General features: G+C 70.9%; 16 protein-coding genes. 6 read left to right on the top strand and 10 right to left on the bottom strand.

All coding sequences use genetic code 11. The features are described 5' to 3' along the window. Window positions 1-344 precede the first annotated feature (344 nt). A complete protein-coding gene (locus tag ACIBKY_RS39780) occupies window positions 345-1,667 on the bottom strand; it encodes an NYN domain-containing protein (RefSeq protein WP_397105237.1) in 1,323 nt (440 codons plus the stop codon). A gap of 134 nt (window positions 1,668-1,801) precedes the next feature. Between ACIBKY_RS39780 and ACIBKY_RS39775 the strand changes: the two genes are divergently transcribed. Further along, on the top strand, window positions 1,802-2,881 hold the full coding sequence (locus ACIBKY_RS39775; RefSeq protein WP_397105235.1) for a phosphotransferase family protein: 1,080 nt from the start codon (window positions 1,802-1,804) through the stop codon (window positions 2,879-2,881). On the opposite strand, the gene ACIBKY_RS39770 is transcribed toward ACIBKY_RS39775, so the two are convergent. Both ACIBKY_RS39770 and ACIBKY_RS39765 read right to left on the bottom strand, forming a co-directional pair. Next, window positions 2,863-3,522, bottom strand: coding sequence for a response regulator (locus ACIBKY_RS39770; protein ID WP_397105233.1), 660 nt, complete (start codon window positions 3,520-3,522; stop codon window positions 2,863-2,865). The genes ACIBKY_RS39775 and ACIBKY_RS39770 overlap by 19 nt on opposite strands. Further along, window positions 3,519-4,721, bottom strand: coding sequence for a sensor histidine kinase (locus ACIBKY_RS39765; RefSeq protein WP_397105231.1), 1,203 nt, complete (start codon window positions 4,719-4,721; stop codon window positions 3,519-3,521). The genes ACIBKY_RS39770 and ACIBKY_RS39765 overlap by 4 nt, the downstream gene beginning before the upstream one ends. A gap of 111 nt (window positions 4,722-4,832) precedes the next feature. Here ACIBKY_RS39765 and ACIBKY_RS39760 point away from each other — a divergent pair, with 111 nt between their 5' ends. From ACIBKY_RS39760 to ACIBKY_RS39750, 3 genes are read left to right on the top strand one after another with little or no spacing between them, the layout of a single operon-like run. After that, complete coding sequence (locus ACIBKY_RS39760) at window positions 4,833-5,054, top strand: hypothetical protein (protein WP_397105229.1); 222 nt, start codon at window positions 4,833-4,835, stop codon at window positions 5,052-5,054. A gap of 1 nt (window position 5,055) precedes the next feature. After that, window positions 5,056-5,547, top strand: a complete 492-nt coding sequence (locus ACIBKY_RS39755) for a PH domain-containing protein (protein ID WP_397105227.1) — start codon at window positions 5,056-5,058, stop codon at window positions 5,545-5,547. Then, a complete protein-coding gene (locus ACIBKY_RS39750; protein WP_397105225.1) occupies window positions 5,544-7,070 on the top strand; it encodes a PH domain-containing protein in 1,527 nt (508 codons plus the stop codon). The genes ACIBKY_RS39755 and ACIBKY_RS39750 overlap by 4 nt, the downstream gene beginning before the upstream one ends. Window positions 7,071-7,183: 113 nt before the next feature. Here the strand turns inward: ACIBKY_RS39750 and ACIBKY_RS39745 are convergent, their stop codons facing one another. The 3 genes from ACIBKY_RS39745 to ACIBKY_RS39735 all read right to left on the bottom strand — a co-directional run bounded on the left by ACIBKY_RS39745 (window position 7,184) and on the right by ACIBKY_RS39735 (window position 11,736). Further along, window positions 7,184-8,695: a hypothetical protein gene (locus tag ACIBKY_RS39745; RefSeq protein WP_397105223.1), complete on the bottom strand. Its 1,512-nt coding sequence runs from the start codon at window positions 8,693-8,695 to the stop codon at window positions 7,184-7,186. A gap of 103 nt (window positions 8,696-8,798) precedes the next feature. Next, a complete protein-coding gene (locus tag ACIBKY_RS39740; protein WP_397105221.1) occupies window positions 8,799-10,247 on the bottom strand; it encodes a serine/threonine-protein kinase in 1,449 nt (482 codons plus the stop codon). Beyond that, window positions 10,237-11,736 (bottom strand): serine/threonine-protein kinase, encoded by a 1,500-nt coding sequence (locus tag ACIBKY_RS39735; RefSeq protein WP_397105219.1) that lies wholly within the window; start codon window positions 11,734-11,736, stop codon window positions 10,237-10,239. The genes ACIBKY_RS39740 and ACIBKY_RS39735 overlap by 11 nt, the downstream gene beginning before the upstream one ends. A 123-nt stretch (window positions 11,737-11,859) precedes the next feature. Between ACIBKY_RS39735 and ACIBKY_RS39730 the strand changes: the two genes are divergently transcribed. Next, entirely contained in the window at window positions 11,860-13,566 is a 1,707-nt protein-coding gene (locus ACIBKY_RS39730) for a DEDD exonuclease domain-containing protein (RefSeq protein ID WP_397105217.1), read from the top strand. Between the two features lie 10 nt (window positions 13,567-13,576). Then, complete coding sequence (locus ACIBKY_RS39725; protein WP_184970864.1) at window positions 13,577-13,864, top strand: Lrp/AsnC family transcriptional regulator; 288 nt, start codon at window positions 13,577-13,579, stop codon at window positions 13,862-13,864. A gap of 409 nt (window positions 13,865-14,273) precedes the next feature. Here ACIBKY_RS39725 and ACIBKY_RS39720 read toward each other — a convergent pair whose 3' ends face one another. From ACIBKY_RS39720 to ACIBKY_RS39705, 4 genes are read right to left on the bottom strand one after another with little or no spacing between them, the layout of a single operon-like run. After that, window positions 14,274-15,929, bottom strand: a complete 1,656-nt coding sequence (locus ACIBKY_RS39720; protein WP_397105215.1) for a cytochrome bc complex cytochrome b subunit — start codon at window positions 15,927-15,929, stop codon at window positions 14,274-14,276. Further along, window positions 15,926-17,026 carry a Rieske 2Fe-2S domain-containing protein gene (locus ACIBKY_RS39715; protein ID WP_397105213.1) on the bottom strand — a complete coding sequence of 367 codons (1,101 nt, stop codon included), beginning with the start codon at window positions 17,024-17,026 and terminating at the stop codon, window positions 15,926-15,928. Before ACIBKY_RS39715 ends, ACIBKY_RS39720 begins: the two co-directional genes overlap by 4 nt. Then, on the bottom strand, window positions 17,023-17,832 hold the full coding sequence (locus tag ACIBKY_RS39710) for a c-type cytochrome (protein ID WP_397105211.1): 810 nt from the start codon (window positions 17,830-17,832) through the stop codon (window positions 17,023-17,025). Before ACIBKY_RS39710 ends, ACIBKY_RS39715 begins: the two co-directional genes overlap by 4 nt. Window positions 17,833-17,846: 14 nt before the next feature. Next, window positions 17,847-18,494 (bottom strand): heme-copper oxidase subunit III, encoded by a 648-nt coding sequence (locus ACIBKY_RS39705; protein WP_184970856.1) that lies wholly within the window; start codon window positions 18,492-18,494, stop codon window positions 17,847-17,849. Between the last annotated feature and the right edge of the window lie 14 nt (window positions 18,495-18,508).

Genomic DNA, 18,508 nt, shown 5'->3' with positions numbered 1-18,508 from the left:
GTCGCCTCCCAGTGATCACACCTGGGGGCAAATAGTACAGAAGTGATGGGTGTGTTCTCAGCCTTTAGCCTGATTTGTAACCCACGCCCCATCATCCTCACCTCCCCCACCCGCCACCAGGCACAACACACGGGCGGGGACGGCGGGCGCCCCCACCGCGCGACCGGCCGCCGTCCGGATGCCCGGGACCGCTGGGGGTGCCCGTCGAGCGGCCGGCCGCGCCGATGGGCGCAGATCGGAACGTACGCCCAGCCGGGACACCCGCGCACCCAGGCAGACCAATCCGGTCTGGCACCCCTCACGCCATCACCCAGAGCTCGGAACCCGAAGGGCCGTGGGAGGGGTCAGACGCGGCCGAGGCGGCGCAGGATCAGGGCGGAGGGAACGGGGCGGGCGCCCATGCGGCGGACCGACTCGGCCACCTCGCGGTCCGACGACACCACGGCGATCGCGCGGCCCGGCGGCTCCGCGCGGACGAGCTGGCGGATCACGTCGTCGGCGATCTCGCCCGGGGCGCTGAACAGCACGCGGACCCCCCGGGGAGCCACCACCTGGACGGGTGAGTTGAGTTCGGCGCCGTCGAAGACCACCGTGACCTCCACCCGGGTCTGGGCGACCAGCCCGCCGAGACCGGTCATCAGCCGGGCGCGCTGGTCGGCGAGGGTGAAGTTGCCGTAGCCGGTCTTGGTCACGTTGTAGCCGTCGATGATCAGATGCACCTGCGGCAACGCCAGCAACTGGTCCAGCAGCTGCGGGTCGTCGTCGGCCAGGGCACGCGCCGGTACGCCCCGGACCCCGGGGGCGCCGGGCGACACCGCTGCCACCGAGTCGGCGGGGCGGCTGATGGTGGTCGGCAGGGCCAGTTCCCTGCGCAGGCCGGCCGAGGCGTCCTGCAGCGCGTCGAGCAGAACCCTGATGCGGGCGTCCTCGATGCTCCTGCCCTCGCGCGCGGCCCGGCGGGAGGCCTCCAGCTGTTTCTCCACGTCGCTCAGCCGCTCACGCACCCGGCGCAGCTCGGCCTCGCCCGCGCTGCCCGCCGCCGTGGCGGCGGTCTTCACCTCGACGGCGTCCTGCTCCACCGCGGCCACGCGTTGCTCGGCCGCCTTGGCGCGCTCGCGGGCTTCGTGGAGTTTGCGGCGCAGGTCCGAGTTCTCGGCGCGGGCGGTCTTGAGCTGCTCGCGCAGCCGGTCGGCCTCCTCCTTGGCGGCGGTCTTCGCCCCGGCCAGTTGTTCGCGCAGCCGTACGACCTGCTGCTCCTGCGCCGACCCTTCGGCCGCGACGGCGGACTGCTCCAGGTCGGCCCGCGCCGTCTCCACCATCTCCGCCCAGCCGGGCGGGCGGGTGAGGTAGGCGGCGGCGGCCACCAGCACGGGGTCGGCGGCGGGCGGCACGTTGCCCTCGGCCAGCGCGGCGACGAGCTCGGGCCAGCCGGCCGCGACCGACTCGGCGACGGCCTCGCGGAACTCCTTGTCGCTCTCCAGCTGGGCGGCGATGGGCGCGCTGCCGAGCTTCGCGCGCTTGCGCGGATCGAACCTGGCGATCCCGCGCAGCGGCGGAGGCACGATGGCGGCCGGCATCGACCCCAGGACCTGCGCCGCGAGGTCGACGACGTTCAGTCTTACCTGCTCAGGGAGCGGGCGAGACAGGCCTTCACCGGCTGAACTCATCCCGTTGTGTCCCTTCGCGCCTTGCTCTTTCAGTCAAGGGTACGGCTGCCGCGTACCTAACCGTAACTGTGCGTTGCATCTGGACAAGCGCTTGGTTGGCGGTATACGACTGTGCCAGGCCAGGGAGGTCCAGGGTGACGGAGCAGATGCGTACCTCCACGCGTGACCTGGAGGAACTGCACGATCGGGTGTCCGCGTGGCTCGGGGCCAAGCTCGGCCGGGCCGTACCGGTGTCGGGGCTGGAGCGTCCTTCGGGCAACGGAATGTCCAGCGAAACGTTATTTTTCACAGCACAATGGGCCGAAAAGCCCACACGGTGCGTCGCTCGCATGGCGCCCACCGCCGAGGCGGTGCCCGTCTTCCCCGCCTACGATCTCGGCGCCCAGTTCGAGGTCATGCGGCTGGCCCGTGAGCGGGCGGGGGTGCCCGCGCCCCGGGCGCTGTGGTTCGAGCCGGACCCGGCGCCGCTCGGCATGCCGTTCTTCGTGATGGAGCGTGAGGAGGGACTGGTGCCGCCCGACGTCATGCCCTACACCTGCGAGGGCTGGCTGCTGGAGGCCGATCCCGAGGGGGCGCGGACGCTTCAGGACGAGACCGTGGCCATCCTGGCGGCGGTACACCAGGCGCCCATCCGCCCCGCCGAGCTGGCCTTCCTGGGCGCCGCCGGGCTGCGGGCGCACGTGGAGGACCAGCGGGCCTACTACGCCTGGGCGCACGGCAGGCGCCGCATCCCCGTGCTGGAGCGGGCCTTCGACTGGCTGGAGGCGCACTGGCCGAAGGATCCCGGGCCCGACGTGCTGACCTGGGGCGACGCCCGGCCGGGCAACGTGATGTACCGGGACTTCCGCCCGGTGGCCGTGCTGGACTGGGAGATGGCCGCCGCAGCCCCGCGAGAGCTGGACCTCGGCTGGATGATCTTCCTGCACCGCTTCTTCCAGGACATCGCGGAGATGCTGGAGCTGCCCGGCATGCCAGACTTCATGCGCCGCGACGACGTCTGCCGGAAATATCACGAACTAACCGGCTACGAGCCCCGCGACATGGACTTCTACGAGATGTACGCCGCCCTCCGGCACGGCATCATCATGGCCCGCGTCTGGCAGCGGCGCATCCACTTCGGCGAGCAGGCCGACCCCGAGGACCCGGACGACCTGGTCATGCACCGCGCCGCCATCGAGCGGATACTCGCCGGGGATCAGGGGCCCGCGTCGTAGACGGTCAGGGCGATCTGGACCCGGTTGTTCAGCTCCAGCTTGGTGAGGATGCGCGACACGTGCGCCTTCACCGTGGCCACGCTCATGTAGAGCTCGGCCCCGATCTCCGCGTTGGACCTGCCCTGCCCCACCGCGACGGCCACCTCCCGCTCACGCTCGCTCAGCCGCGCCAGCAGGACCCGCGCCCGGTCGGTACGCTGCCCCACGCCCCCGTCGGACACGTGCGAGATGAGCTGCCGGGTGACCACCGGCGACAGGATCGGCTCCCCGGCGGCCACCTTGCGGATCGCCGATACCAGGTCGCCGGGCGGAATGTCCTTCAGCAGGAACCCTGCGGCCCCCGCCCGCAGCGCCCGCAGCACCTGGGCGTCGGCGTGGAACGTGGTCAGCACCACCACCTCGGGCGGCGACGCGGTGGCCCGCAGGGCCTCGGTGGCGGCGAGGCCGTCGACGCCGGGCATGCGGATGTCCATGAGCACCACGTCGGGCCGGTACTCGGCCACGCTCGGCGGCACCTGCGCGCCGTCGGCCGCCTCGCCCACGATCTCGATGTCGCCCGCCCCCGAAAGGATCATCGAGAGCCCGGCTCTGACCAGGGCGTCGTCGTCGACGATCAGGACGCGGATCGGTGCGGTGGTCATGTCGTCCACGGCAGCCATGCCTTCACCAGAAAATCCCCATCGGGTCGCGGGCCGTGCTCCAGACGGCCACCGGACAGTTCCGCGCGCTCGGTCAGGCCGATCAGCCCGGCCCCCGCGCCGGGGATGCGCGGGCCGAGCCGTACCCCGACCGGATTGCGCACCTCCACCGTGAGGCCGTCGCCGGGACCGCCCGAGACTCGCACCGTCACCGGCGCGCCGGCGGCGTGCTTGCGGGCGTTGGTGAGCGCCTCCTGGACGATGCGGTAGGCGTTGCGGCCCAGCGCGTCGGGGACGCCCTCCCGGTCGGGCAGGATCAGCGTGACGTCCATGCCGGCCCGGCGGCACTCGGCGACCAGGGCGCCGAGGTCGGCGAGCGTGGGCTGCGGGCGGTCGGGGACGGGATCGTCGCCCGCGGCGTGGCGCAGCACGCCGATCACGCCGCGCAGGTCCTGAAGGGCCTGGTGGGCGCTCTCGCGGATGGCGCCGGCCGCCTTGGCGATCTCGGCGGGCCTGGCGTCGGGACGGAACTCCAGCGCGCCCGCGTGCAGGCTCAGGATCGACAGACGGTGGGCGAGCACGTCGTGCATCTCCCTGGCGATGCGCTCGCGTTCGAGACGCTTGGCCTGCTCGGCCGCGGTGTCGGCCTGGACGCGCAGCGACCAGACGAGCTGCCGCCTGGCCCGCACCACCAGCCCCCACGCGAACAGCACGGTCACGATCGAGGCGCCGAGCATGAAGTTGCCCCAGAAGCCCAGATCGGGACTGGGCCGGAGATAGGCGAGGGGAAAGAGCGTGACGACGTTCGCCAGCGCCACCGGACCGGAGATCTTGAACGGCCGGTGCACGGCCACGGTGAAGAGCGCCACCGCGGAGGCCCCGCCCACCAGCACGAGCCCGGTCGACAGCAGGGTGAGCGCCAGGGCCAGCGTGACCGGCCAGCGACGCCGCAGCCACAACGACGCGCACGCCAGCGCGCCGATCACCTGCTCGGTGGCCTGGAGCGGCTCGGGAACCCGGCTGATCTCGGGCAGGGTGAGCAGCGTGAGGCCGGAGGCCAGCACGAACATGAGCGTGTCGACGATCCAGTCGCGCGTCGAGCGCTTGACCGGCCGCCCCTCCTCGCCGTCGCCGAGCAGGACCGAGGGCAGCGCCCATCGATACTCCTGCCCGGGTGACCGGGCGCCGTCCGACTCCTTCATCGTTTCCCGAGGTTAGAGCCTTCCTACGACAGAAAGACAGCGACCAAAGTCGATGTCTCGCTCAACCTACGGCCGAGGCGGCGTCAACGGGCGCGGGGCCACGCTGGAGCCATGAGAGTGGTCCTCGAGATAGCCGGCTGGCTCCTTCTGCTGCAGGGAGCGGGCGGCGTGATCAATACCTTGTTCGGCTGGTGGAGCTGGGCGCACGACCTGCTGCTGGTCAACAAGCTGTCGATCCTGAGCGGATACGAGGTGTTCGCCAGCATCTTCCTCGGCGTACTCGGCGCGGCGCTCCTGGCCGCCACGAGCGCGGCCAAGAAGCGGGAGGCGTGAGATGAGCACGCTCACCCTGCGCCCGCCGCGCCACCAGGCCGACCCGAGGGCCGTCTCCTGGTGGACGGTTCAGTCGTTGCTGCTGGCCGTGCCGCTGGCCGCGGCCGCTGTCGCCGCGTTTTGGTTCTTCTCCGGCCGGCCGTTGTGGCTGGGGCTGGTGGTGGCCGCGTTCGTCCTGATCTGCCTGGTGCTGGCCCTGGTGGCGCCCCGTGCGTACTACCGGGTGCAGCGCTGGGAGATCACCGACGACGCGGTCTACACCCGTCAGGGTTGGGTGACCCACACCTGGCGGGTGGCGCCGATGTCGCGCATCCAGACGGTCGACACCGCGCGGGGGCCGGTGCAACGGCTGTTCGGGCTGGCCGACGTCACCGTGACCACCGCCTCGGCCGCCGGCCACATCAAGATCGAGGCGCTCGACCACGAGCTCGCGGCGCGGCTCGCCGAGCGCCTGACCGCGATCACCCAGGCCACTCCGGGAGACGCCACATGACCACCGTGCGGGAACAGGAGGTCCTGCCCGAGCAGGACGGCTGGCGGAAACTGGCGGGCAGGAGCGTGGCCGCCTCGATGGTGATGTCGGTGGCCATCATCGTGCCCGTGGTCGTGGTGCTCGGCCGGATCCTGCTCGGCCAGGACTGGTCGTTCTCCGCCGTGGCCGGCGTCGGCGCGCTCGCCGCCGTCGTCATCATGGCCGCCGTGGCGGTCTACGACGTGCTGCGCCTGCGCGCCACCCGCTGGCGGCTGACGGGCGAGCGCCTGGAGCTGCGCTCGGGCATCGCCGAGCGCCGACACCGGTCCGTGCCGCTCGATCGCGTGCGCAGCGTGGACATCACCGCCGATCCGGTACGGCGGGCGTTCGGGCTGGCCGTGGTCAAGGTCGGCACCGGGGAGCACACCGGCGGGTCCAAGGAGCTGACCCTCGACCCGCTGGTCAGGCCGGAGGCGGAGGCGCTGCGCCGTACGCTGCTGGAGGGAGAGCGCCCGCGGGCGGAGACGGACGGGCCCGACGCGGCGGTGGCGCGGCTGGACTGGGCCTGGATCAGGTACGCCCCGCTGAGCATCTGGACGTTCGTGGGCGGCGCGATCGTGGCCGGAGCGCTCTACAAGCTGCTCGACGCGCTCGGCTTCGACCTGGTGAGCGAGGGCACGCTGAAGGAGGCGTGGTCGTGGGTGCGGGCGCACCCATGGGCGGCGGGGCTGGCCTTCGTGGGCGTCAACGCGTTCGTGGGCCTCGCGGGGGCGCTGGGGCTCTTCGCCGAGACATGGGGACGCTACCGGCTGGAGCGCGAGCCGGGACGGCTGCGCCTGCACCGCGGCCTGCTGACCACCCGCTCGCTGACGCTGGAGGAGCGGCGGCTGCGCGGCGTGGAGGTGGCCGAGCCGCTGCTGCTGAGACTGGGCGGCGGCGCCAAGGTGAAGGCCGTGGCCACGGGCCTGCGCAAGGCCGAGGAGAACGAGACCGAGGACGTGGCGGCGCTCACCCCGCCCATGCCGCGCGAGCTCGCCTGGAAGGTGGCCGCGGCCGTCTACGGCGCGCTCCCCGGCGAGCAGCACCCGGTGCTGCTGCGCCACCCGCGCGCGGCCAGGCTCAGGCGGCTGCGCTGGGCCGTCGCGTACGTGGTGGTGCTGGCCGCCGCTGTGGGCGTCCTGGACGCGGTGTTCGCGTGGGTGCCGGTCTGGGCCTGGGCGGCGCCGGTCGTGGCCCTGCCGGTGGCGCTGGGGCTCGCGGTGGACGCGTACCGGGGGCTTGGGCACGGGCTGGGGCCCAGGCACCTGCTCACCCGGTCGGGTTCGGCGCTGCGCAGCACGGTGGCGCTGGAACGCTCGGGCATCGTGGGGTGGACGGTGCGCCAGTCGTTCTTCCAGCGCCGGGCCGGGCTGCTCACGGTCTCGGCGACCACGGCGGCGGGCAAGGGCCACTACGACGTCCTGGACGTCGCCCAGGACGAGGGCCTGCGCACGGCGTGCGTCGCGGTGCCGGGACTGCTGGAGCCCTTCGTCGCCGGGCGATGAGGCGAGCCGCCGCTTTGCCCAGGCCCCTGTGCTGGGCAAAGCGACGGCTTTCCCGATATGCGACCTTGACCGACAACCGTAGACATCGCAGTTGCAACCCAGTTGCAGGAACGTCAACTGCCGGTCGGCTGTTCCTTCATCGCGGCGACGAACGCGCGGGCCAGCTTGAGCGCGCCCTCGCGGGCCTCCTGATCGGCCAGCAGCCGCGCCTTGGCGGAGTTGGGCGCGGCGCCCTCGGGGACGTCCACACCGGCGTAGTCCACGAGGACCACCTTGGCGCCGGCGCGCAGGACGATCGTGCCGCTGCCGTTGTGGAGCAGCCCCTTCTTGTACTTGACGTACTGGCTGAAGGCGCCGTCGCCGAGGTCCTTGATGTCCGTCATCTTGCTCCAGGTGATGCCGCCGAAGCCCATCTCCTGGTTGGCGCCGCGCTTCTGCGCGTACATGCCCCTGGCCGCGCCCTGGTCCTCGGCGCCCGCCCGGTTGGTGAACTCGTGGATCGTGATCATGGCGCTGCGCAGTTTGTAGCCCGCGCCCTCCATGGGGATCTTCCTGTTCAGCCAGCGGCACTCGCTCTGACGCTCCTGGCCGGCCTCGGCGCCGCGGGCGCGGGTCTCGCCCTCCGGTACGAGCTCCAGCGCGACCTGCGCGACCTTCTGGCACACCGGCGGGAAGATCGCCACCGGCGTGGGCGAGAGCGTGGGGCGGGCGGTCGGCGACGCGGAGACCTTGGGCTTGGGCTGGGCGAGCACGTCCGGGTTGGCCGCCTGCCAGGCCGCCATGCCCTTCACCACGTGGCCGGCAAGGGCGCTCGCCTCGCGCAGGGCGTTCTCCTCGTTGATGGACTTGGTGCCCTCGTTCGTGAGCATCTTGGCGTCCTTGGGCTGCTGGCTGGCCTGGAACTTGACCTTGACGGTCATGTCGCCGTTCCTGGCATGGGCCTCGCCGAAGGAGTACCACAGCAGGTCCCCGGAGCGCCGCCAGGTGTACTGGACGAAGGCGCCCTCGCCCACGCCCGGGACCTCCCGCATCGGGGAGATGTACTCCTTCTCGTCCTTGCGCAGCTCCGGCTTGGCGGTCTCGCGGTACTTGGCGCTGCTGAGGTCGAGCTCGTAGGAGCTCTGGGCCATGGAACGGCCGGTCTTGGCGCCGTCGCCCTTGTGCTGCTCGACACGGATGTCGATCTCGCGGCTGCGCCAGAACTCGTTGTAGGAGATGCGGCGGTTGGTCCAGTTGCAGGTGAAGGAGATCGTGTAGGAGTCGGGGGTGTCGCGCGAGTCGCCGCTGACCGTGGCGCCGGGCACCAGCCGCTCGGCCTCCTTCTGCGGCACCATCGCGCAGACGTCGAGCGCGGACGGCGCCGCCGGCTTGCCCGAGCCCGAGCCGGAGGGCGCGCCCGTCGGCTTGGCCACGGGCGGCCGGGTGCCGGGCAGCGAGGCCTTGCCCGTGAGCACGAGCGCCGCCACCGCCCCGGCCCCCAGGACCACCACGACCGCGGCGGCGACCAGGGCGACGATCCAGCCCCTGCGGCGGGGCGGAGGCAGCTGGGCCGGCGGCATGGTCGGCTGCTCGAACGGTCCGCGGTACGGGTTGGTCGGCGGCTCGAACTGGCTACCGGGGTTCACTGCGTCACTCCTGACTTGCCCGGGAACGGTGGGGAAACATGCTAGTCATGGGGCTTGCAAAGCACTTGCAGGCATCAGCCCCTTACGCTCCGTCCCATACACATCAGCCCTTCAGGGCGCCCGCCACGGCCTTCGCGGCCCGCGCGGCCAGGTCCTTGTCGTCCGCGCCCACCTCGCGGGCGTCCTGCTCGTACACCAGGACCTCCCCGATGAGGTTGCTGTCGCGGAACAGCACCCGCGCGGTGGCCTGCCCGTTGCTTCCCGACAGGTGCCTCTTGAACGTCGCCTGCGCGAACGCCGCCTCGCCCACGCCGGGTACGTCGGCGACCTCGCCGGTGGTCAGCCGGAACGTGGTCCCCTTCGAGGCGCTGCTGTTGACGCGGTCGGCGTCGAACAGCGTGCGTGCCGCGCCGGGCCCGTCCAGGCCACCGCGGGGCTGCTCGGCGCGGGTGCGCACGGTCAGCTCCCTGGCCGGCCGCGAACCCCGCCAGACCCGCCAGCGGCACTCGCCCTCGCGGGTGCGCTCGGCCTTGGCCGCCGTCTTCAGCAGTTCGGCCGCCTGGGCAGCGGGGAGCAGGGCGCACGGGTCGGGGGCGGTGGCGTACTTTCCGGCGTCGGGAGCGGTCAGTACGGCCACGCCGTACCACGCCCCGGCCCCCAGCAGGAGGACGGCGGCGAGCACGGCCGGGAGCAGCCACCGGCGCCGGCGCGGCCCGGAAGCCTGGACCCGGGGCGGCGGCCCGCCCGACAGCGCGGCGCGGACCTGCGCGGCCGTGGGCCGGGCCGCCGGCTCCTTGGCCAGCATCGCCATGAGCAGCCCGCCCAGTTCCCGGCCCGCGCGTGTGGGGAAGGGCGGCTCGTGCAGCAGTACGGCGGCGGCCACCGCGGCGGGCATGGCCCGTTCGAACGGCGGGCGTCCCTCCACCACGGTGTACAGGCTCGCGCCGAGCGACCACAGGTCGGAGGCGGGCCCCGAAGCCTGGCCGTTGAGCCGCTCCGGTGCCATGTAGCCGGGCGAGCCCGCGCTGCCGTAGCGGTCGCCGCGCCCGCCGACGGGGGCGGCGATGCCGAAGTCGGTGAGCATCGCGGTGCCGTCGGCGTCGAGCAGGATGTTGGCCGGCTTCACGTCCTGGTGGACGATTCCGGCGGCGTGCGCCGTCTCCAGCGCCGACAGCACGCGCAGCCCGATCCCCGCCACCAGGCCGGGCGGGAGCGGGCCGTGCTCCTTGACGACCTTGTCGAGCGAGCGGCCGGTGGACAGGTCCATGATGATCCACGGCTGGTCGCCGTCGAGCACCACGTCGTGGATGAGCACGATGGCCGGGTCGCGCAGCCGTCCCGCGGCCCTGGCCTCGTGGATGGCGTTGTGGGCGAACTCGGCGCGCTCGTGCGGGCTCAGCCCGCCCGGGACCCTGACCTGCTTGACCGCGACGGAACGGTGCAGGGTCTCGTCGAGCGCCCGCCAGACCGTGCCCGCGCCGCCCTCCCCGAGCCGCTCCAGGAGGCGGTAGCGACCGGCGAGGAGATAGGAGCCGGAGCCGTCAGCCCGCACGGAGCAGCCCCTGTTCGACCAGCCGCGCGGCCTTCTGCGCGGTGTTCCTGATCTCCACGTCCGTGGGCTTGTTGTTGATCGTGGTGTACTCGACCTGCACGACGAGGTTCGCCGTCCGGAACAACACGAACGAGCTGTGGATCCGCCCGGTCTTGCCGGACAGCTCGAAGGCGAAGCCGCCCTCTCCCGGAGCGGTGACCTTCCTGATGGCGCCGCGGCTGGCGGGCAGGCTCTGCGTGACCCCGATCTCCGGCCAGGTCCACTGCAGCTTGTCGGAGCGGTTCCAGTAGCGCTCCTGGTTGGTCAGGAGACGACCGGCGGTGGCGGGGGTCATCCGCCAGGGGTCAGGGGTGTCGGAGTCCTTCTGCACCTGCAGGCCGAGGCCCGTGCCCCGCAGCGTCCAGCCGCACTTGGGCCCGACCTCGTCGGCGGACGGCTTGACCGCCGGTGCCTGGCGGGTGTTCAGCAGCGTGCCCACCTCCTCCGGGGTGAGCAGCTTGCACAGGTCGAGCGGCACGTTGTACGCGCTCGGCGGCGTGTTCTCCCCCGGCCGCAGCAGGAAGAAGCCGCCCGCGCCCGCCACCAGCAGCACGGCGGCCGCCGCGGCGATCCAGATCCAGGCCCGGCTCCGGCCCTTGCGCCGCGTGGGCACGGTGGCGTCGTGGCCTCGGGGCAGTTCGGGGTTCTGGCCGGCGGCCAGTTGCCGCAGCGCGTGCAGGGCCGTGGCCGCGTCGGGGCGGGCGGCGGGTTCGCGGGCGAGCATGGCGGCCAGGAGCAGGCCGATCGGGCCGCGGGCGGGTCTGGGCGGCCTGGTGAGCGTGTTCTTGATCCGCTCGGCCACCGGCCCGTCGTACACGGGGCTGCCCTCGGCCGCCAGGAAGAGCGTGGCGGCCAAAGACCACAGGTCGCTGGCGGGTCCGCCCGGGTGGCCCTCCAGGCGTTCGGGGGCGATGAAGCCGGGCGAGCCGATCATCAGCCCCTGCTCGGTCAGCGTGGCCTGGCCCTCCTGGCGGGCGATGCCGAAGTCGGTCAGCACCACGCGGCCCGAGTCGGTCAGGAACACGTTGCCCGGCTTCACGTCCCGGTGCTGCAGGCCGCGGGCGTGGGCGGCCGACAGCGCGTCGAGCGTCTCGGCGCCGATGCGGGCGACCTGGGCGGGCGGCAACGGCCCCTGGGCGGCCACCAGCGCGCCGAGGTCGCGGCCGCGCAGCAGTTCCATCACCAGCCAGGGCCGGTCGTGCTCGACGATGACGTCGTGCAGCGCGACGATCCCCGGGTGGCGTAGCTGGGCGGTGGCCTGCGCCTCGCGGACCGCCCTGGTCACGGCCTCGTGGCGCTCGCGCGGGGCCAGGTGTTCGGGCAGCGTGAGCTCCTTGACCGCGACCTCGCGATCAAGCATCTCGTCTCGGGCCAGCCAGACGCGGCCCATGCCGCCGCTGCCGAGCGGCCGGAGCAGGGCGTACCTGTTGGCGAGTCGTCCCCCGGACATAGGTAGGAGACTAACGAAAGATCAGGATTTATCGGTCAGGTACGCTCCCGAACCCCGGCTCGATCGGTGAGACAGGGGACGCGGGCGGATAACTGTCGGTCCCCCCTTCTATGGTCTTGGTTCGTGGACGCGGTTCAAGGCACTCTCGACGAGCTAGGCACTCCCCTCAGCGAAGTCACGTTCGTCGTCTTCGACCTTGAGACGACCGGCGGCTCCCCCGCCGAGCACGCGATCACCGAGATAGGCGCGGTGAAGGTCAAGGCGGGCGAGGTGCTCGGCGAGTTCTCCACGCTGGTCGATCCGGGTGGACCGATCCCGCCGTTCATCTCGGTGCTGACCGGCATCACCGATGCCATGGTCGTGGCCGCGCCCCGCATCGAGTCGGTGCTGCCGAGCTTCCTGGAGTTCGTCAGCGGCGCCGTCCTGGTCGCGCACAACGCCGGGTTCGACACCCGCTTCATCAAGGCGGCCTGCGCCGCGCTCGGCTATCCGCCCCCGCTCAACCCGGTGGTCGACACCGTCGACCTGGCCCGCCGCGTGCTCACCCGCGACGAGGTGCCCAACGCCAAGCTCGGCACGCTCGCCCGCTTCTTCCGCAGCCCCACCGAGCCCTGCCACCGCGCCCTGCAGGACGCGCGGGCCACCGTGGACGTCCTGCACGGCCTGATCGGCCGGGCGGGCTCGTTCCAGGTCCACACGCTGGAGGAGCTCAAGTCGTTCGTCCGCGCCCCCACGCCCGAGCAGCAGCGCAAGCGCCACCTCGCCGAGTCGGTGCCGCACGCGCCCGGCGTCTACCTGTTCGAGGACGAACGCGGCGAGATCCTCTACATCGGCAAGTCCAACAACCTGCGCAACCGCGTCCGCTCCTACTTCACCGCCGGCGAGACCCGCCCGAGGGTGCGCGAGATGATCGGCATCGCCGAACGCGTGCGCCACGTGGTCTGCGCCACCGCCCTGGAGGCCGAGGTACGCGAGCTGCGCCTCATCGGCGGCGCCAAACCCCGCTACAACCGCCGCTCCCGCTTCCCCGAGAAGGTCGTCTGGCTGAAGCTGACCCAGGAACCCTTCCCCAGGCTCTCGATCGTGCGCGAGGTACGCGACGACGACGCCGCGTACCTGGGCCCCTTCAGCAGCGCCAGAGCCGCCGACGACGCCAGGACGGCCCTGCACGAGGCCGTCCCCCTGCGCCAGTGCACCCAGCGCCTGAGCGTCTCCACCCGCGTCGCCGCCTGTGCCCTGCACGAGATGGGCCGCTGCGGCGCGCCGTGCGCCGGCCACGAGAGCCCCGCCGACTACGCCCTGCACACCGAGGCCGCCAGACGCGCCATGCAACACGACGCCGGCGCCGTCTACACCGCCGTCAGCGCCCGCATGGAACGCCTGTCGGTCGAGCAGCGCTACGAGGAGGCCTCCGTGGACCGCGACCGCCTGGCCACGTTCATCCGCGCCGCTGCGCGCATGCAACGCCTGTCCGCGCTGACCGGCATCCCGCAGATGGTCGCCGCCGGCCCGGCCTTCGACGGCGGCTGGGACATCCACGTCATCCGCTACGGCCGCCTCGCCGCCGCCGGCGTCATGGCCCGCGGCACCCACCCCGTCCCCTACGTGGAGTCGCTGGTCGCCACGGCGGAGAACGTCATCCCCGGCCCCGGCCCCACCCACGCCGCCACCGCCGAGGAGACGGAGTGCATCCTGCGCTGGCTGGAGTCCCCCGGCATCCGCCTCGTGGAGGTCGACGGCGAATGGAGCCTGCCCGCCCGCGGCGCCGCCCGCCACAAGGCCCGCATCGACCTGGCCTACCGCGGACTCGACCACAAGGCGCTGCGATAAGGTGGCAGCCATGGTCACGGCAATCGTTCACATCAACGCCGAAGTCGACCGCATCCCGGAGGTCGCGCAGACGATCGCCGAGATCGACGGGGTCAGCGAGGTCTACTCCATCACCGGCGAATACGACTTGCTGGCCATGGTCCGCGTGTCGGCGTACGAGCAGATCGCCGAGGTCATCCCGGGCCGCCTGAACAAGGTGGCCGGCGTGCTCCACACCGAAACCCACATCGCCTTCCGCACGTACTCCAAGCACGACCTGGAGTCCGCCTTCTCCATCGGCCTGCCCGAAACCGACTGACCTCCCTGAAGGCATCTTCTCCGCGCGGCCCCGAAGGCCCTCTCCTCACGGTTCTGAAGGCGCTTTCTCCGTGCGGTTCTGAAGGCCCTTTCTCCGTTACGGCCCGCCACGCCCTCCGCCACCCGCCGCCGTGGGCTTGGGCCGATCGTGGGGATCGCTTCTCACGTCGGACAACACCCCGCCGCAACGGCCAAAGCCAACACGCGCCCGCGCTCCCGACACCGGGCTCCTGGGCCCCCTTCAGCCGCCCCGAGCCCCTCAAGACCGCCTACCCCGCTCCCTGGGGCCCTTCGCCGTTCCCCGGCCCTTCTAACGGCCCGCCCCGGCTCCCGGGACCACGTCTGACGCGCGAAGGGCCCGAACGTGTGGTTCGGGCCCTTCGTGTGCTGCCGGTGGAATGACCGGCCAGCTAGTGACGCGTGATGGACTTGTCGTCGCCGGCGCCGACGGCGGCGTGTTCGTCCTCGTGGCCGTGGCCGTGGCCGTCGTCGAGGGGGATCTTCTCCCCGCCGTACACCTTGGACAGCGCCGCGCGCAGCTTGCCGAGCGGCCCGCGCATCCCCTTGGGCGGAATACCCGCACTGTCCTGTGCGACCGGCACCATCGGCACCGGCTCCTTGGCCCGCAACGAGTCCTCGACCGTGTCGATCGGCGGCGTGTGCACCTCGATGAACTCACCATGCGGCAACCGCTTGATGACCCCCGACTCCACCCCATGACCGATCACCGCGGCATCCGACCGCTGCAGACCCAGACAGATCCGGTACGTGATGACGTACGCCAGCACCGGCCCGACCAGCACCAGCACCCGGCCCACATACGTGGTCACATTCAGGCTGATCTGGAACACATTCGACAGCTCGTCGTTGGCGCCCAGCAGCCACAACACGCCGTAGAACACGATCGCGGCCATGCCGATCGAGGTCCGGTGCGGGTTGTTGCGGGGCCGGTCGGAGACGTGCAGCGCCCGGTGGTCGCCGGTCACCCAGCGTTCCAGGAACGGATACAACGCCAGGCCCGTCATGATGATGCCCATCGGCAACAACGCCGGAATGATCACACTCAACGGCAGCGTGCCCGCATGGGACGTGCCGAACAGGTTGATCTCCCACGCCGGCATGAGCCGTAGCGAGCCCTCCAGGAAACCCATGTAGAAGTCGGGCTGCGACCCCGCCGAGATATCCGCCGGGTTGTACGGCCCGAAGATCCAGATCGGGTTGATCTGCGCGAACGTCCCCAACCCCGCCACCAGCGCGAAGGTGAACAGGAACATCGCCCCGGCCTTGAGCATGAACGCCGGATAGAACGGCGCACCCACCACGTTGTGGTTGTTCGCGCCGCGGCCCGGCATCTGCGTGTGCTTCTGCACCCAGGTCAGCACCACATGAGCGCCGATCAACGCGAGCAGGATGCCGGGGATCAGCAGAATGTGCAGCGAGTAGAACCGGGAGATGACATCCATCCCCGGATACTCACCACCGAACAAGAAGAACGTGATGTACGTGCCCACCAGCGGCAGCGAGATCGCCACACCCTCGGTGATCCGCAGGCCCGCGCCGGACAGCAGGTCGTCCGGCAGCGAGTAGCCGGTCAGGCCCTCCGCCAGCGCCAGCGTCAGCAAAATCACGCCGATCAGCCAGGTCAGCTCACGCGGCTTACGGTAGGCGCCCATGAAGAACACCCGCAGCATGTGCACCATCATGCTCGCCACGAACAGCAGCGCCGCCCAGTGGTGCATCTGCCGCATCAGCAGCCCGCCACGCACATCGAAGCTGATCTCCAGCGACGACGCGTACGCCTGCGACATCCCCACGCCCTTGAGCGGCGCATAGGAACCGTCGTAGATCACATGCTCCATACCCGGCTTGAACCACAACGTCAAAAACGTGCCGGTCAGCAGCAGAATGATGAACGAGTAGAGCGCGACCTCGCCCAGCAGATACGTCCAGTGATCCGGGAAGATCTTACGCAGATTACGCTTGAGGAAGTTGCCCGCCCCCAACCGGTCATCGAGAAAACTCGACGGCCCGCTGATGGCCTTGGGCACTGACGTGAGCTCACTCATGCCGTGCTCCCTTCCCTGGCCGCCTTCTCGGCGTCACCGCGCTCCCAGTAGCTGGGGCCGACGGGGACGTTGAAGTCTTCCTTGGCGATGAGGAAACCCTCGGCGTCGACACCGATGTGCAGCTGCGGCAGCGGCCGCGCGGCCGGGCCGAAGATGACCTTGGCGCCGTCGGCCGCGTCGAACGTCGACTGGTGACAGGGGCACAGGATGTGGTGCGTGGTCTGCTCGTAGAGGGCCGCGGGGCAGCCGACGTGCGTGCAGATCTTGGAGTACGCCACGATCCCGTCGTGCGTCCAGTTCTTGTTCGTGCCCGGCTTGAGGTCCTCCGGCCTGAACTTGATCAGGATCAGCGTGGCCTTGGCCAGGGCGTTCATGTCGTGCTCGTAGCCTTCGGGCACGACCGACAGGATGCCGCCGGGCGAGTTGAAGTCCGCGGCGCGGATCGGCTGCCCGGTGCCCTCGACGATCAGCTTCATCGGCTTCTTGAGCGTCTCCGCCCACACGGTGTGGCGCAGGAGCTTGTTGAAGTTGGCGCCGGTCATCTTGGAGTTGTCGAGGTCGCGCAGCAGTACCAGCGGCAGCAGGCCGAGCGGCGCGGAGGCCAGCAGCAGCGTGCGGCGCAGGAGCGGCCGCTTGACGAAGCCGCTCTCGTTGGCGCCCTGCAGGAACGTGTCGGCGACCTCTTCACGGGTCGTCTCGTCCGTGGCGAGGTCGTGGCGTTCCTGGATCAGGTTGTACTTCGGCATGATCGACCGCACCCACACGGTGACGCCGACGGCCAGGCCGAGCAGCGCCAGCGTCAGCGTGCCGCCGAGGGCCAGGTTGGACTGGCCCGTCGACTCCGGCGTGCCGACCTGGATCTGCACGTAGAGGATGATGAAGGCGATCGCCGACAGGAACGTGATCGTGAAGCAGAGCGCCACGACCTTCTCCGCCTTACGCGCCGACTTCTCGTCGGGGATCATCACGCCGGGCACGTCGGCGTCCTCGACGGTCTCCTTCGCACCGAGCATCGAGGTGCCCGGTGCGGGAGTGCCGATGACGCGCTTGGGTACGCGCTCGTCCGGCTGCTCGATCTCGTGCTCGTTGTCTGTCATGACTTCTTCCGCTTCTTCGCGGTGATCCAGATGGCGACGAGCGCCATGAAGCTGATACCCACGACCCACGCCACGAGTCCTTCGGTGACCGGGCCGATGCGGCCCAGGCCGAAGCCTCCGGGGTCCTTCTGGGAGCGGACCTCGGTGATGTAGGCGATCATGTCGCGCTTTTCCTGCGGCGTGATCGTCGTGTCGTTGAAGACCGGCATCGCCTGCGGGCCGGTGACCATCGCCTCGTAGATCTGCTGAGGAGAGGACTCGTTGAGGCTGGGGGCGTACTTGCCGCGGGTCAGCGCGCCGCCGGCGCCGCCCCAGTTGTGGCACTGGATGCAGTTGGCGCGGAAGAGCTCACCGCCCTTGGCCGCGTTGCCCATGGCCGGGTCGATCTGGTCCTTGGAGGGGATCGTGGGCCCGCCGCCCAGCGACTGCACGTATGCGGCCAGCTGGCGGGTCGTCTCCTCGTTCACCCACCGGGGGGTGGGCTTGCGCGGCGCCTGGGCGCCGGGGTTGGCCGCCGGCATGCGGCCGCTGCTCACCTGGAAGTCGACGGCCGCGGCGCCCACGCCCACAAGCGTGGGGCCCGTGGAGGTGCCCTCCGCGCTGAGGCCGTGGCAGCTGGAGCAGTGGGCCTGGAAGAGGCTCTTGCCCTGTGCGACGTCGTCGAGCTTGCCGGACGCGAGAGCCGCGTCCGCCGGCCGGCTTCCCTGGACGAGCGTGGCGTAGGCCACCCCGATCAGCGCCAAGGCCAGAACCAGGACGGCATATCTCGCGAGGGGATGCCGCCGCCAGGCGGTGGTCCTAGTCACAGAGATCCCGTTCCTTAACGAATGATGTAGATGGTCGCGAAAAGACCGATCCAGACGACGTCGACGAAGTGCCAGTAGTAGGACACGACGATCGCGCTGGTGGCCTGCTCATGCGTGAAGCGCTTCGCGGCGTACGTGCGTCCCAGCATGAACAGGAACGCGATCAGGCCACCGGTCACGTGCAGGCCGTGGAAGCCCGTCGTCAGGTAGAACACCGAGGTGTAGGCGTTCGCCGACAGGGTCGCGCCCTCGCTCGCCAGCTCCGCGTACTCATACAGCTGACCGGCCACGAAGACCGCGCCCATGAGGAAGCTGACGAAGTACCAGAATCGGAGCTTGCCGACCTGGCCCTTTTCCGCGGCCCACACGCCCAGCTGGCACGTCACAGAAGACAGAACCAGGATGATCGTGTTGACCGTCGCGAACGGGATGTTCAGGTGAGCAGCCGCCTCCGTGCCCGCAGGCTGGAGGGACGGGCCCCATTCGAAGCCGTCACCGATGCTCACCGACCGGATGGTGAAGTACATCGCGAACAGCGCCGCGAAGAACATGAGCTCAGAGGACAGCCACACGATCGTCCCGACGCTGACCAGGTTCGGTCTGCGCGACGAATGTGCTGTCGTCGTCGAAGTGATTGCGGATGCTGTCGCCACGGGCAGCATTATTGCGGCTCCTG

The sequence above is a fragment of the Nonomuraea sp. NPDC050394 genome, assembly GCF_044459065.1.
GTDB lineage: Bacteria > Actinomycetota > Actinomycetes > Streptosporangiales > Streptosporangiaceae > Nonomuraea.
This window is presented reverse-complemented; position numbering and strand designations above follow the sequence as displayed.

Coding starts and splice junctions, on each gene's coding strand:
- ACIBKY_RS39780 (WP_397105237.1), bottom strand. CDS start 1,667: ATGAGTTCAGCCGGTGAAGGCCTGTCTCGCCCGCTCCCTGAGCAGGTA.
- ACIBKY_RS39770 (WP_397105233.1), bottom strand. CDS start 3,522: ATGACCACCGCACCGATCCGCGTCCTGATCGTCGACGACGACGCCCTG.
- ACIBKY_RS39765 (WP_397105231.1), bottom strand. CDS start 4,721: ATGAAGGAGTCGGACGGCGCCCGGTCACCCGGGCAGGAGTATCGATGG.
- ACIBKY_RS39760 (WP_397105229.1), top strand. CDS start 4,833: ATGAGAGTGGTCCTCGAGATAGCCGGCTGGCTCCTTCTGCTGCAGGGA.
- ACIBKY_RS39755 (WP_397105227.1), top strand. CDS start 5,056: ATGAGCACGCTCACCCTGCGCCCGCCGCGCCACCAGGCCGACCCGAGG.
- ACIBKY_RS39750 (WP_397105225.1), top strand. CDS start 5,544: ATGACCACCGTGCGGGAACAGGAGGTCCTGCCCGAGCAGGACGGCTGG.
- ACIBKY_RS39735 (WP_397105219.1), bottom strand. CDS start 11,736: ATGTCCGGGGGACGACTCGCCAACAGGTACGCCCTGCTCCGGCCGCTC.
- ACIBKY_RS39725 (WP_184970864.1), top strand. CDS start 13,577: ATGGTCACGGCAATCGTTCACATCAACGCCGAAGTCGACCGCATCCCG.
- ACIBKY_RS39720 (WP_397105215.1), bottom strand. CDS start 15,929: ATGAGTGAGCTCACGTCAGTGCCCAAGGCCATCAGCGGGCCGTCGAGT.
- ACIBKY_RS39715 (WP_397105213.1), bottom strand. CDS start 17,026: ATGACAGACAACGAGCACGAGATCGAGCAGCCGGACGAGCGCGTACCC.
- ACIBKY_RS39705 (WP_184970856.1), bottom strand. CDS start 18,494: ATGCTGCCCGTGGCGACAGCATCCGCAATCACTTCGACGACGACAGCA.